This window comes from Halocatena halophila (assembly GCA_027563145.1).
GTDB lineage: Archaea > Halobacteriota > Halobacteria > Halobacteriales > Haloarculaceae > Halocatena > Halocatena halophila.
Window position 1 is genome coordinate 629,248 of record CP071306.1, and the last position, 14,666, is coordinate 643,913.

Consider the following 14,666-nt stretch of genomic DNA (forward strand, 5'->3'; position numbering starts at 1 on the left):
GGACTGACGTGCACTGCTCGATGGCAAACAGACACACCAGACAGTTCAACGCATGCTCTCTCACCCCCGATTTCGAACCACAGCAGTGCTGTTCGTGACGTTCATCGTCTCGTTTTGTAGCTTTGCCTATGAGTTCGTCTACTCCGAGCTGTTGACAGTGATGTACGGGGGAACGGTGACGCAGTATGTCATCACGATCGGGCTGTATTTCTTTAGCCTTGGTGTGGGGGCCGCATTTTCAGACGATCTCGCACCAGACGTGCCGACGAATCTCTTTCGCACCGAGCTGTATCTGGCTATTGTGGCGCCGGTTGGCTTTGGCGTGATCGTCGCCATCAACAGCGTTGCACTGCCAGCGTGGATACCGACACTGGTCATCTGGGTTGTGGCCCGACTCCCTGTGATTATGGTGGGCTGGCTTTCTGGCTTCGAGCTTCCCCTTTTGACCCGACTAGTTGGGACCGAGCCAGAACAGCCCTCGCTACCAGGAGTCATTCGCCGACCGATCGCTCTGTGCAGTTCGCTCCTCCATCGATTGTTACGGGCGTTCTGGAACACCGACCGATCGCAGGCCCCCCGAAGCGGACTGTCTGTCGTACTCGCACTGGATTACGTTGGTGGACTTGCCGGGGCAGTGGTGTACGCCCGCGTACTATACCCCACGTTCGGGCTCGTCACGACAATCCTCTTGCTCGCACTGATCAATGCCCTCGCAGCACTCGTGCTCTTTTGTCTGTACAGCGTTCGCTGGGGATCTGCGAGCACCTCGAGTCGGTCATTTTCGAGCGAGCCTCGGGTGCTCGTGGTCGTCTGTCTGCTTGTCTGCAGTCTACTCGCCTCGGGAGTCGTGGCGCACGACACCGTCGATCGGTCCGTTACGGAGCTGTATCTCGAACAGCAGATCGAATCGGAACATCCACCGGGATCCGTCGAGGCCGAGATCACAGACCAGTGGACGACGCCGTACCAACACGTCGTTCGGTACAACAGAACGTGGACGGGAACGGGATCGAACCCGTATTTCGAGGGGAAAAGCGAACCGTGTCTCCGGCTCGATATGGCCGTCCAGCTCTGTGAGAGCTGGGTGGAGACGTATCACGATGGGCTCGTCTCGGTTCCGCTCTCACAGTATGAACGCAGCCCAGAGACTGACGTATTGCTCATTGGCGGAGGAGACTGGATCGCTGTTGATGAGCTCAGACAGTACAACGTCTCCGTCGATCAGGTGGATCTCGACGCAAAATTCATGAATCGAACCGCCTCGGATCCGTTCTATCGACAGTATCACAACGACGCAACCGAGTACGAACGGCTGAACACCACGGTCGCCGACGGTTACACGTATCTCACGAATACGGAGACCAAATACGACCTCATCCTGCTCGACATTCCCGGTGCAACCGACGACGATCTGCTCGGGCTCTACTCCTCGGAGTTCTACCGGCTACTCGCAGCCCACCTCACGCCGAACGGTGTGGTTGGAACCTGGGGGTATGCCCGCAGTAGCTATCCGGAACATTTCAAAGCGTACACCAACACGTTACACGCCAGTGGATTCTCGCAGTATCTCACCTACTGGTCGCGTGCGGATCTAAACGGTGATGGCAAATCCGAGCGCGTCGAGCAGTTCTACTTGCTCGCGCCATCCGACCGCGAGTGGCGAGCAACCAACCGAACGACCCAGCTCACACACAGTCCCAATCGCTCGCTCGCCTGGGAACCAATTCCACGGTTTTCGGGTGTGCGGAGTAACTCACTCTTTCACCCGAACTACGACATCCTCATCAGCACCTGAATGCCATCCACTATGACAGCAGATACACACCACAGTCCGACACGACTCCACTTCAGCAGCAACGAAACTCCGCAACCACTCGCCGAGCTGACGGTAAAAGCCGACACCAGTACGACGCTGCTCGGTCGGCCAGCAACCGTCTGTATCATCGGCGAGTCCCACTATCTCAGCTGTCCACCGCTTCGGTATTTCGAGCTCTGTTCGTGTGCACCACTCCGGACCGATGCGATCACGGTCTCGTTGCTAGAGCGAACAACGCACTCGTTTTCGTTCGAAAACGAGTTGGTCACAGCAGAGACAGCAGTCACCATTGATTCGATGGCACCGCTTCCAGCTCCGGAGGATGTCACACTCGCCCACCGGTTTGGCGAGCAGGCATGGACGCTGCTCGACTGTCAGGAAGACTATGTACAGACATACCACAGCTACCCCGAACACGATCGTCTCGTTCGTTCACAGACCACCCTCAGAGCCAATGATTCATTGTGACGCCACTACAATCAGCTGGCATGAACACTGCTACTGATCGGTACACTGGTGACGTGACGCTTTCTGGATCGCTATCTGCCCCCGTTTCGATGCGGAATCCGGACGATCTGTTTGTGATGCCTGCTGGCGTCACGGACTCGCTTGTCCTCCACAATCCAGAAGCGGTGTTCACGCACGGTCCGATCGAATCCAATGCGTCCTCGATCGATCCTGCCTCAACTGTCGAAGGCAATCTCGAGGACGGATACGTCGAATCCAAGGGTGTTACTGGCTCGCTGGTTGTCAGCGACGCCGAGGACGTCTTCGTGCCAGCCTCTGGCGCACCGTCAGTGACCGTCACCGGTGCGGAGACAACGTACACCGACGAATCAATCGAGGCCGAGCCACCAACCTCGTCGACCACAACCGGCTGGCGAGAGTCAGCCGAGATCACGGATCCAGCAGATGGGATCACCGTTACCGGCGCGAAGCATTCGATTTCGGTGACCGATGTGACCGGCGAGATCACCGTGTACGCCGTTGGCTACGGCCACGAGATCTCCGTTTCCGGGCGCGGCGCAACGGTGGACGTGATCGTGCTCGGCTACGACAATGAGATTTCAATTGGGCCGCGCGCCTCGGTCGGTGAGACGACGCTCACGGGATTCGACAATTCGATCGACGAAGCGCCGTTTCCGGTGTCGGATCTCATCGAAACGACGAAACAACAGGCCTGTCGGAACGCGGGGTTCGGGCGATCGAAAGTCACCTTCCAGGAGCCCGCAACCGATGAGAGCTGGTGTCAAAACTGTGGCAGCGACGCAAGCGCGATCATCGAACGCCACCAGCTCGATGCATGGTTTTTGTTTGGGCATCCAATCAAAGTGTTTGGAAAGAGCATGAATCCCGCCCAGGAGTGTGAAGAATGTGCGGTGACAGTCGATCCCGGCGAACTCTCCGAAGCCGAGCGGAAAAATCTCCTCGGCTGAAGGTTCATTCCACACTGTTTTTCTATAGAGCAGTATTGAGAGCAGATAGTGTATGGCTCCCGACCAGCTGGATGGCTCATCGTTGTTCGCACGGAGTCCGCCTGAGCGTGCAGATGACGGGGTCTCACCTGACGACGTTCGTGACGCACTGCTTGATCTGCTGGCGGGAAGCGACGAGCAGGTGGTCATTTCGGACTGTTCGTTCACCGAACTGGATCTTTCGTACAGACACGTCGATGGCGTGGCCCAGCATCCGGTCGTTTTCGAGCGGTGTTCGTTCGAATCGATCGACGCCACACACGCCCAGGTCGACCGGCCAGTTCGGTTCGAATCGTGTACGATCGGGAGCGCAACGTTCGAGGACTGTGTTTTCGATGGCGAGCTTACGATCGACAGCTCCGTCGTCACTGGTGGCTGTTCGCTCGTCGATGCCACCTGTTTGGATGGCATCGATTGTACGGGCACGACGTTCGAGAGCGAACTGCAGGCAAACGAGGCGTCGTTCGACGATGAGGCAATCTTCCGAGATGTGACGTTTTCAGGGCCAGTAACGTTCTGGGCGGCCGAATTTGCCGGCCGATCGAACGAGTTCGAAGATCACGCCTGTTTCGCCGACGCGGTGTTTGCCGAGCAGGCCGATTTCCACCAGGCATTGTTTCGATTCACAACGTTTGCTGGCGCCGAATTCCGCGGGCCGGCCCTCTTCGAGGAGGCCACGTTTCGTGGGGACGCCGATTTCGAGGCTGTCGTCTACCGCGACGACTGTCAATTCGATGAAGTGACGTTCGGCCACGACACCACGTTCGCCGATGCACAGTTCGAGGGAGTCGGAAGCTTTCGAGGTGCACGATTCGAGGGAGGTGAACGGACGACACAGGACGACTGTCGGTTTGCAGGTGTCACGTTTGGTGGTGGTCTCGACTGTCATGGCGCGCACTTTCGAACGCTTTCTGCCACCGGAATGGTTGTCGACGGCAATGCCTCGTTCGAGCAGGCAACCGTCGAGCGGAGTGCAACCTTTACTGACGCACAATTTTGTGCCGACTCGACGTTCGACCGCGTGGTGTTCGGCGGTGACTGTTCGTTCGATGGGGTCCGTTTCGACGACGCCGTTTCGTTTCGTGACGGTGTGTTCGGTGGGACCGCAGCGCTCCGGCGAGCGCTCACGAGTTTCGACCGATCGACGTTTTCGGACGGGGCGACGTTCGACGATGCACGGATCGAATCGGTGTCGTTCGATCGAACGACGATTCACGACACGCTCTCAATGTGTGGTGTTCGAATCACGGAGACGATCACGGTGAATCCGGCACCACTCGAGTCACGCCAGCTGCTCGATCTCACAAATGGCGCTATCGAAGACGGAACGGTTATCCAGCCAGCTGGCCCCTGGCTCACAATCGACTGCACACGGGCGAGCATCGGCGATCTCCGGTTCGATGCGGTCACTGAAGGGCACGATCGTCGACTGCTGGATTTCGTTCGGTTCTGTCAGACGGAGTTCACCGAATTCGACGGGGCATACTTCGATTTCGCCAGACACGCAGCCGCCTTAGAACGTGCCCACTGGACGCTCCACCGATTCGAACGCCCGCCAAGCTACGAGCCAGCAGTGAAAGCCACGCCCGCAACGATCGAGACGACGTATCTCAAGGCAAAAGAAGCGGCCTCAACAACCGGCTACATCAAAGCGGCCGGCGAGTTTCGAGTAAAGCGCCAGCGATTCGCCCGTGCGAAGCAGTACGAACTACTGGGCTCGTCGGCAACGCCGACCCGAACGCGGGTGCTTGCCGTGAGCCGCTCGATCGAGAATCTCTTTCTCGATCTCACGTGTGGCTATGGCATGCGGCTCGGACGGATCATTCTCGTGTTCGTCCTGGTCCCCCTTCTGCCGGCACTGTTGTTCACGTTCGGTGGTGAGCCCTTCGCGACGAGTGCGCCTCAACTTGATTCCGTCCAGGCGCTTTTCACTCCATCGGGGCTGGACACGTTCTACACGAATCTGTATTTCAGTTACATCACGTTTCTCACCATCGGCTACGGGGGGATCGGACCGGAGGGAACGCTTGCTCGACTCACCGCCGGGCTAGAAGTGTACCTGAGCGTCGTCCTCGGCGGGCTCGTATTGTATGCATTCGTCAAGCGCTCTGAACTCTAGTCCCGAATTTCTCGGCATACGTTCTCGTGAAAAGTTTCGATCGATGATCGGTCGCTGAGCGTCGCTTCGGTGAGCGATGCCAGCCCGAACGCGAGTGGTGTTGGCGACTCGACGCGATGGGTGACGATCGAGAGCGAGCCATTTGTAAGTCGGTCGAGCACTGTCCGCAGCGTTGAGAGCCCGAGCAAATTCTGAAGACAGTCGCGGTACGTTTCTTCGAGAATGGCGAACTCCGAGAGTTCGTGTGCAAACCCGAGCAGCGTGTCGCTGGTCACCTGTTGCTGTCCCGGCGATTTTCTGTGGCCCTTATACTGTTTGAGAATCATCAATCCGCGGGTAGCAGTGATCCGAAACTGGCGCTTTAGGAGTTCTGTGTCCTCGATTGCGTGTTTGAGCTCTGATCGTAGGGTTGCTGGATCGAGCGATCGAACGATGCCAGCAAGATCGATCTTCTGGTTTAGCGCCAGCGTACATGTGATTCCACGATCGGAGACGGCGGTCGTGATCTCATCGAAGCCCCGTTGTTCGCAGTGATGAACCAGCAAGCGGGCGAGTCCGTCGTTGCATCGGCGTCCAAACGGCGCGTGAACGTGGTAGTGGCGGCGATAGCCCTCGTGGTCCAGTTCGATCTCGATCACGATTCGGTCGGGCGTCGGAACGCTTTCGGGACCCCCAAAGCGGTGTTGCTGCTCGATGAGTCGAGCGAGCAATCGCACTGCGTTCTCATCGAACAGGGAATCTTCTCTGAGCCACCGACGGACGGCCGGGCCACCGCCAGATTCGTACGCGTCGATGAGTCTGCCCTGAAATTTCGCGAGCCCAGTGGCTACTGGAGCCGGCATCGGCCGGCGCTGTGCGTACCACCGCGGCACGGTCGGGCGCTGACTGGTGGGTTCGACAGTGAGCTTTGAGCCACGGCGATATCGATAGACGTAGCGCGAGCCACCGAGCACGAACACGTCACCCGCCGCGAGCGTGTCGAGATAGGCACCGTCGAGCTCGCCAATCCACTCGCCATCGCTCGTCTGAACGGTACAGGAGACCGACTCGGTGATCGTTCCGATATTAGTCATGTAGATCGCACGCGCCAGCCGTCCGCGCTTGCCGACCAGCGGCGTGCCGGGTGGAAATTCGGCGTGGTGATGCTCACCATCCGGCGGATCGTTCTCGTCGCGCCAGATTTTCGGATAGACGTTTCGATCCTCAAGACCGTCGTAGTCGGCGGTCAGATACGCAAACAGCGATTCGAACGCATCATCGGTGTAGTTACGATACGGATAGGCCGACCGGAGGATCGACCGACAGGCTGCTTCGGGACGGATCGCAGCGATTGCCATCCCATAAACGTGCTGTGTGGCCACATCGTGAGCCCGTTCGGGAATCGAAACGGCTTCGACGTCACCAGTGTTTGCCCGGTAACAGATCGCCGCACATTCGAGGGCAGTGTCGCGATCGAGCGCGATCACCCGCCCGGTGACGGTCGCCCCGGGTCGATGTCCCGACCGACCGACGCGCTGGAGCAGCGTTGCCACGGATTTTGGCGACCCTAGCTGGACGACGAGATCCACGTCTGGCATATCGATGCCGAGCTCGAGACTCGTTGAGGTGGTGACCACGTCGAATGAGCCGGCTCTCAGCCCGTCTTCGACGGACTGGCGTGTCTCTGCTGCGAGTGATCCGTGGTGACAGGCAGCCGTCTCCTCGGTGTATTCGAATCGCTCGCGGAGATTGAACAGCGTTCGTTCGGCTCCCGACCGGGAGTTCGTAAAGACGATCGTAGTGGTGTGGTCCTCGATTAGCCGGTGAAGCGTCTCGTACAGCCGGTCGGCAACACGATCGCTATCCATACCGATCGGATCAGCGACCGGACAGAGCAGTTCGAGATCGAGATCGCGGTCGAACCGCGTGTCGACAATTTCACACTGGCGGGGGACACCCGACTCGTAGCCGGCCAGAAATTCGGCCATCGTCTCGAGGCCATCGATCGTGGCCGAACAGCCAATCCGCGTGAGCTGTCCGTCAACGAGCGCCTCAAGGCGCTCGAGTGAGACCGAAAGATGGGTGCCACGCTTGCCATCGGCCAGGCTGTGAATCTCATCGACGATCACGTACTCGACCGTGCTGAGTTTCTCGCGGAACGCGGGGGCACACAACAGGATTGCCAGGGTTTCGGGCGTCGTGTTCAGAATGTGCGGTGGCGTCTTGAGCATCGCCCGTTTGGTCGCCTCATCAGTATCACCGTGACGAATGGCGTGTCTGATGGAGATGTCGTGTTCGCTGCGGTCGGAAATTCCTTCGATTGGCGTGGTTTGATTGCGATGAACGTCGTTTGCAAGCGATCGCATCGGAGAGATGTACAGACAATAGACGCTGTCGGCGAGCTCGTCTGCAATCGCCTTTTGATACAGCGCATCGATGACGGCGATGTGACTCGCGAGCGTTTTGCCACTCCCGGTTGGCGCACAGATCAGCGTTGATCGCTCTCTCGCGACGTGAACAATTGCCTCGCGTTGTGGTGGCGTGAACAGTCGATCGGTTGGTTCGTCACCGAACCGATCGCACCACCACTCACTCACCGCCGGTTCGAAGCGATCAAGTAGCGCTGCGTCGTCGTCGTGGACCGCGCGAACGGTCTCACTGTGGTGTCCATCCATCGGCCAGCAGTGGCTACTTTCGCCAACAGTAAGTCGATTCGCCCTGGAAACGAAATACGATCGACGATGCGTGTCACCTTTCTCGGAACGGGCAGTGCGCTCGCTGGCGGCGATCGAGTACAAACGGGGCTTCTGATTGACGGCGAGGACGCCGGTCCGTTGTTGGTCGACTGTGGAGCCGGCGTGTTGCAGTCACTGACACAGACGGCTGTCGGCTACGCGGGAATCGAGACGGTGTTACTCACTCACCTCCACGTCGATCACGTTTCGGATCTGTTTGCGATCCTCAAAGCCCGGTGGCTTGCGGGCGAGCCAGCAACCGAGATCGTCGGCCCCCCCGGCACCGAATCGTTTCTGGAGACGATGCTTTCGGCCTACGACTATCTCCGGGAGAAACTTGAGCTGTCAGTCCGTGAAATCGGACCATCGGAATTCGACTGTGCTGGCTTTCGGATCGACGCCGTTCAGACCGTCCATTCGATCACCACGTACGCCTACCGGCTTGACGACGGCGAGTGCGTGCTGACGATCAGCAGCGACACCGAGGCGAGCGACGCGGTGATGGATCTCGCCGACGGTTCGTCACTGTTGATTCACGACTGTTCGTTTCCCGACAGCGTCGATGTCGCAAACCATCCGACGCCAACACAGCTCGGCGACGTCCTCGCCGGCCACCCGATCGACACCATCGTGCTCACACATCTCTATCCACACACGAACGGCGAACACGAGGCGATGCGAAAGGCCGTGGGCGACGCATTCGATGGCGACGTGCTCATCGCTCACGATGGGATGATGCTGGACGTCTGATCACTCCAGGCGATACCGAAGCAACGCGGCGATGCCGCCCAGATTCCGGAGCTGTTGGCCGGGATCGAACTCTCCGGAGAAGACAACGATCTCTCCACCTTTCTGATCGACCGCTTCTAAGAGCTCGTTCACGTCTTGTTCGAAGTCACCGTCGGTGCCGCGTTCTCTGCGTAGCACGTCGTCGACGACCAGTAGCGTCTCAATCGCGCCGTACTCTGCGGCGGTTTCGACCGCATCGATACCGTAGCTGGCTTTTGCACCCTCGGCAATCGCGGCCGTGAGTTCATCGATCAGTTCGGCTTCCCTGGCAATGCGGGTTTCTTCTTGAATCTCCTCGACAGCGCCGCGCTTGAGCACTTCGTGTACCCCCCGGTCGCCGACGGCGGCCGTATCGACCATCGTGATCTGGCCTGCCAGATCGGAATCGTTCGATTCGATGTAGCCGTAGGCGTCCTGTTTCGTAAAGCCAGGCCCCGCGAGGATGATCGCATCCACATCCATCCGTCCGAGCACCGCGGTCAGTTCGGCGAACAGCTCTGACCGTGAGCGGGCGTACTCTCCCTTTCCGGTGGGACCGGTGAGTGACGTGCGGTGTTCTGCGCCGTACTGGGCGACCGTGTGGACGTGGGCGGCACCCTCTTCAACGGTGGCAATTGCCACATCTGGCGTGTCGGTCGCCTCGTCAGCCTCGGCGAGGCGCTGGCGCTGGTCGGGCTTCCACCGCTTGGTGATCTCGATTTCGTCGTTCACCTCCACGTTGAGCGTGTGATGAAAGTCCAGCTGGTCTTCTCGCGAGGCGTCGACGATCACGCCACCAACCCGCAGTCGATTGGCAAACCGGGCGAATTCGATCGATTCGACCGACAGCGTCACATACATGTGTTCGCGCTCGCCACCGGTGTCGCGGAGCTGGTCGTCGTCGCGCGTGACGCGCCGGTGGGTGTCGCCACCGACCTCGTCGCCAGCCTCAAGCACGTTCGAAAGGTGCCAGAGATCGTCCGTGGATTCGGGAACGACCGTGATCCGCTCTCGGCCGCCATCAAGCTGCTGGCGATCGCTGATTCGCATACTCGGGTTACATCGCCTGGCCCGGTAGTGCCTATCGATTTTCGAAGGATTCTCTCATCGACACCTCGCTGCCGATCGCCTGGCGATAGCCCCTCCCGACAGCGTACAGACCGGCAACCATTCCATACCAGAGCACCGGCAGCCCAACAATAGCGAGCGACAGCAGGGCACCAATGAAACCGATGGTGGCCAACACCGAAACGGCGAGTACGTAGCCGACGAAAAACCCGCTGTGGATACCGACACGGACCACCGGCTGTGGCGCAAGGCTCCGCTTTAGGGTGCCGGTAGCCGCATAGCGAGCGAGGGTGACCGTCAGCAGATACCAGACCAGACCCGACGCAAGCGCACTGGCGAACAGACCGAGCAGACCAATGAGTGAGGGCGAAGATGGCAGGGCCGTTGCCTGTGAGAGCGCCGCCAATCCAAGCGATGCGCCCGTCAGCCACACGAAAACGAGGAGATTCACACCCATCGTCACAACTACGGCCGCGAGGACGTAGACGAAACAGACCACACCGGCCCGAAACAGCGGTCGAACGGGTCGCAAGGCGGGGAGCGTCTCGCTGGCAGCAATCGCGTGCTCAAGAACGCGCACGTGGTAGCCGGCAATCACGATAGCCCCCACCAGTGCGAGGAGGCCCCCGAACGCGAGGAGATACGTCGCACGGTTGAATCCAACTGTGAACTCGCCACTCACGAACCGCCCGATGGCTATCGCCTCGCGCTGAAGGACAAACAGCAGGATGCTCCCCGCGACAAGTCGGCGCTTGGAGCCGTCGCCGGCCACTGGAACGACGAGCGCATCGCCTAACATGACACACAAACTGGTTACGAGCCTCTGTTCTTAATTGTTGCCTGACATCGGTGCTGGCAAGCTCCTCGGCACGTGATATTTATCACTGGCCACCCCATCGTCTGCCATGGCGTTTACCCTCCAGTGGCTGGCGCTCGAAGTGAAATATCTCGATCGATCGCGCTCGTTTTACGAGCGGGTTCTCGATTGTTCACTCACCGAACGGAATCCCGACGAGCTCTGTCTCAGTGCTGGAGAAACAGATCTCATCTTGCGCCGGCCGAACGGCGTTCCCCGTGGTGGCGTCCACACCCATTTTGCGTTTTCGACGCCAGCTGACGCGTATGAGGAATGGTATGACCGTCTCGAATCGCACGTTTCGCTCACGGAGGCAACGTTTGGGTCGGCTCGCTCGCTCTATTTCGACGATCCGGACGACCACTGTGTCGAAATCGGGCAACAAGACGTTGCTGAGACGGAGTCGTTGCTCTGTGGAATCTTCGAGGTCGTACTCGAGGTAACGGATCTCGAGCGTGCTCTGGGATTCTATACGGATCTCGGATTCACTGTCGTTGACCGTGGAACGGACAGACGGCGCTGTCGGCTCTCCGGTGGGACGTTCGATCTGGAACTCTGGGAGCCACATCTCGGCATCGCCGACGCCAGGGGTGGGTGTCACGTTGATCTAGGGATCGAGCTGTCCGATGGAGATCGCAAAGCCACTATCGAGAGCGTAGAAGACCAAGCAACGGTTGGGCACACAAATGATAATTTTCGGCTAATTGATCCGGATGGCCACAGACTCACACTGATATAAGCCACATATATTACTACTATAATTAATAACCAACTATGAATTTAATAGTACTATAATTTAGAATACATACAGCGTCAATTCATTTAGATCCATTCCATATTCTATTTCAATTATGTTCTATATTTGTCTGATTTCATTTTCTAATGGTAATATACATTCAAATTAATTAACATTATGTGGCCGCAATTCTGATTGACGGGAACACATATTAAACCATGAATAGGAGAAAATATTTAAAGGGTGTAGGAACAATTGCTGGAAGCGCAGTCGTCAGTGCTCTTGGCCTGAGATATATGACTGATGAGGTTTCTGCAGCGACGGTTGAGATTACAAATCCAACGGCAGTTACGACCGACCATGGACAGATCGAATACATCGCATTCTCTGGAGACTTAACGTATCGATGGGATGATCTTCAAAGCGATGTAACACACGGACGAGCAGTCCTTTCAAGCACATTAAAGCGGGATGGAACGGAACTCGCAACGAAAAACTGGCAAGAAGAAACATTCCAAGTTAGTGAAGGAATGAGCCAGCTAACAAGATACGGCAATCTGGAATCACCAGTTGATTTTTCATCAATTCCTGCGGGAGGTGAATACACATTCAAGTCGTATGGTGAAGATGCAACTGCAGGAACCAATCCACGCCCTATCTGTGTAATTGCCGAAAATGGATGGGTTAGCAACACATCACCCACAGAAAACGGATACATCTCTGAAGGAGACTACGACAACCCTAGCTCAGATATTCCCCTCGGAGGATATCTAGTCGTTGATGATCCCTTTAGCACTGATTATTTTGAGCAACCAGACAACGGCGAGAGCCAAACAACGACAGTAGAACTGACGTTCACTGGAGAGGTGTACAACGGCGATCCAACCGGTTCAAATGCAACTAGACTAAGTGATCCCGCCACTGCTTCGGGGTCATTTGAGGTTGGTGTTACGAACAAGGTGACAGCAGGAACGGCAATTATCTCTGGTGAAGGTGTAATTGGGGCTAACGAGTCAGATACTGTAGTGTGAACTATCCCTCCCTACTCGCTCCTTTCGGTCGTGGTCCGAGAGAGCAAAGCTCTCTCGTCATCACAAAAGACCAGAAGTCTTTCGAACGACTCCTTGAGGAAGGAGCCTTAGCGCCTACGTTTAGGTAAAAACACTCTGGGACGGTAACTTCCGTTATTTCTTGTTTTATATAGATGCGTTATAACCGGTCAGTATCGACGTGGATTCCTGGCGGAGTCACGATGAGAAAGCCCCTGAAATGAACGAGATGCCCACCCATGTCCTTGATTGTCCGTGCGAAATCGGCCGCGAGCTCGTTGAGATCGCCCTCGATCGCGAGCACCAGTACGTATCCGTTCCGAATCGAACCAACCCACTCCGATGGAGCGGTGCTCCCATCGAGAATGCCCAGAACGATGCGCTGTTCGACGTCCTGATCGTCCAGCTGATCTTCGACTGCCAGCAGATCGAGATCGAAGGTGTCCATACCCACGGACTCGTAACCGTCCCCTAAAAAACGCACACTCCTCGACCGACACCCTTCGGAATGCGAAGATATCAACCAGCAATGGAACTCGACCGCTCCGTGAAACGTTCGCAACCGTCCCGAGAACTGAGAACACTTCCCAGTGTACTCCCGTTACTGTGGATAATTATTTCTGATTTTCAAATTCCAATTCGCGGTACTGGGCGGGGTGATCCGACTGATGAACCGACATATAAGGTGATCTAATTTCCTTCATGACGATTACGTCGTGTGATTTGTGTCGGAACTGTTGGATTGGATCGTGCAGGAATCACCGTGAGGGGTAGCTTTAAGGTATGGCTTCGATATTGGACAAATGCACATGAGTGAAACCACGGAGGACACGTCGGCGTCGCCGGCGGGTCGAGTTCTTGCAGGGCACGTTAGATTCCACTTCTGAGATCAATCACGCACGCCTTTTCGACACGACGCTCCGCGACGGAGAGCAGTCCCCTCGCACGTCTTTCTCCTACGATGACAAACGGGAGATAGCCACAGCACTTGATGCGATGGGAACGCACGTGATCGAGGCCGGATTCCCAGTTAACTCCACGGCGGAGTTCGAGGCAGTCCGTGATATCGCTGAAAGCACGTCCACAACGGTGTGTGGGCTGGCCCGTGTCGTCGACGACGATATCGAGGCAGCACTCGATTCGGGTGTCGAAATGGTGCATCTGTTCGCGAGCACGAGCGACGTGCAGATCGAAGATTCGATGCACTCGACGCGCTCTGCGGTCCTAGAGCGGTCGGTCGACGCCGTTGACCGAGTGGCCGACGCGGGAGTGTCGGTCATGTTCTCACCGATGGACGCCACGCGAACCGACGAGTCGTTCCTGATCGACGTGATCGAAGGCGTTAGCGACGCCGGGGCGGACTGGATCAACATCCCAGACACCTGTGGTGTTGCCACCCCCGGCCGATTCAACGCGTTGATCGAAACCGTCTGTGCACACACGGACGCCCGTGTCGATATGCACACCCACGACGATTTTGGCCTGGCAACAGCCAACGCGCTCTCTGGCTTTGAGGCCGGTGGCGCACAGGCACAGGTGAGCGTCAACGGAATCGGTGAACGCGCAGGCAACGCAGCCTACGAAGAGGTCGTGATGGCGCTCGAAAGCCTCTACGACGTGAGCACGGGGATCGACACAACGCAGTTGATGGAGCTCTCTCGGCTCATTGAGGCCAAAAGCGACATCCCGGTTCCGGCGAACAAGCCGGTCGTCGGAGCCAACGCGTTTGCACACGAATCTGGCATTCACGCTGCGGGCGTGATCGAAAACGCAGAGACGTTCGAACCGGGCGTGATGACACCAGAGATGGTCGGCGCGAGTCGCGAACTGGTGCTCGGTAAACACACCGGACAGCACTCCGTTCGAGAACGACTCAGATCGGCCGGCTTCGAGCCGACCGACGATCAGGTGAGCGAAATCACTGCTCGCGTCAAAGCCACCGGTGCCAACGACGAACGAGTTACTGACGAAACCCTGCGACGGTTCGCCAGGGAACTCGACGTTAGTACTGAACAGGTGAGAGTGAACTGATGACTCTCACCGGTTGCTACGACCACCAGCAACG

Annotated in this window: 12 protein-coding genes; 8 read left to right on the forward strand and 4 right to left on the reverse strand. The window is 57.5% G+C overall.

Annotation, left to right across the window (positions count from 1 at the left end; translation table 11 throughout):
- Positions 1-52 precede the first annotated feature (52 nt).
- The 4 genes from JXQ78_RS03220 to JXQ78_RS03235 are packed head-to-tail and all read left to right on the forward strand — an operon-like array spanning position 53 to position 5,410.
- Positions 53-1,795 carry a spermidine synthase gene (locus JXQ78_RS03220; RefSeq protein ID WP_330632040.1) on the forward strand — a complete coding sequence of 581 codons (1,743 nt, stop codon included), beginning with the start codon at positions 53-55 and terminating at the stop codon, positions 1,793-1,795.
- Between the two features lie 12 nt (positions 1,796-1,807).
- The gene (locus JXQ78_RS03225) at positions 1,808-2,284 is read left to right on the forward strand and encodes a DUF2617 family protein (RefSeq protein ID WP_330632041.1); all 477 of its coding nucleotides are present in this window, start codon (positions 1,808-1,810) and stop codon (positions 2,282-2,284) included.
- Between the two features lie 20 nt (positions 2,285-2,304).
- Positions 2,305-3,252, forward strand: a complete 948-nt coding sequence (locus JXQ78_RS03230; protein ID WP_330632042.1) for a hypothetical protein — start codon at positions 2,305-2,307, stop codon at positions 3,250-3,252.
- A 52-nt stretch (positions 3,253-3,304) separates the two neighbouring features.
- Complete coding sequence (locus JXQ78_RS03235) at positions 3,305-5,410, forward strand: pentapeptide repeat-containing protein (RefSeq protein ID WP_330632043.1); 2,106 nt, start codon at positions 3,305-3,307, stop codon at positions 5,408-5,410.
- Here the strand turns inward: JXQ78_RS03235 and JXQ78_RS03240 are convergent.
- On the reverse strand, positions 5,407-8,064 hold the full coding sequence (locus JXQ78_RS03240) for an ATP-dependent helicase (protein WP_330632044.1): 2,658 nt from the start codon (positions 8,062-8,064) through the stop codon (positions 5,407-5,409). The genes JXQ78_RS03235 and JXQ78_RS03240 overlap by 4 nt on opposite strands.
- Before the next feature lie 66 nt (positions 8,065-8,130).
- On the opposite strand from JXQ78_RS03240, the gene JXQ78_RS03245 reads away from it, so the two are divergent.
- Positions 8,131-8,874 (forward strand): MBL fold metallo-hydrolase, encoded by a 744-nt coding sequence (locus JXQ78_RS03245; protein ID WP_407934055.1) that lies wholly within the window; start codon positions 8,131-8,133, stop codon positions 8,872-8,874.
- Here JXQ78_RS03245 and JXQ78_RS03250 read toward each other — a convergent pair whose 3' ends face one another.
- Together JXQ78_RS03250 and JXQ78_RS03255 are read right to left on the reverse strand one after the other, a co-directional pair.
- Entirely contained in the window at positions 8,875-9,942 is a 1,068-nt protein-coding gene (locus JXQ78_RS03250) for an mRNA surveillance protein pelota (RefSeq protein WP_330632046.1), read from the reverse strand. It lies immediately after the preceding gene.
- 31 nt (positions 9,943-9,973) lie between these two features.
- Complete coding sequence (locus JXQ78_RS03255) at positions 9,974-10,759, reverse strand: DUF4013 domain-containing protein (RefSeq protein ID WP_330632047.1); 786 nt, start codon at positions 10,757-10,759, stop codon at positions 9,974-9,976.
- Between the two features lie 106 nt (positions 10,760-10,865).
- Between JXQ78_RS03255 and JXQ78_RS03260 the strand changes: the two genes are divergently transcribed.
- Together JXQ78_RS03260 and JXQ78_RS03265 are read left to right on the forward strand one after the other, a co-directional pair.
- Positions 10,866-11,555: a VOC family protein gene (locus JXQ78_RS03260; RefSeq protein WP_330632048.1), complete on the forward strand. Its 690-nt coding sequence runs from the start codon at positions 10,866-10,868 to the stop codon at positions 11,553-11,555.
- Between the two features lie 215 nt (positions 11,556-11,770).
- Positions 11,771-12,583, forward strand: coding sequence for a hypothetical protein (locus tag JXQ78_RS03265; protein ID WP_330632049.1), 813 nt, complete (start codon positions 11,771-11,773; stop codon positions 12,581-12,583).
- A 178-nt stretch (positions 12,584-12,761) separates the two neighbouring features.
- Here JXQ78_RS03265 and JXQ78_RS03270 read toward each other — a convergent pair whose 3' ends face one another.
- Positions 12,762-13,049 carry a DUF5779 family protein gene (locus JXQ78_RS03270; protein WP_330632050.1) on the reverse strand — a complete coding sequence of 96 codons (288 nt, stop codon included), beginning with the start codon at positions 13,047-13,049 and terminating at the stop codon, positions 12,762-12,764.
- A gap of 365 nt (positions 13,050-13,414) precedes the next feature.
- Between JXQ78_RS03270 and JXQ78_RS03275 the strand changes: the two genes are divergently transcribed.
- The gene (locus JXQ78_RS03275; protein ID WP_407934031.1) at positions 13,415-14,632 is read left to right on the forward strand and encodes a LeuA family protein; all 1,218 of its coding nucleotides are present in this window, start codon (positions 13,415-13,417) and stop codon (positions 14,630-14,632) included.
- The last annotated feature ends 34 nt before the right edge of the window (positions 14,633-14,666 follow it).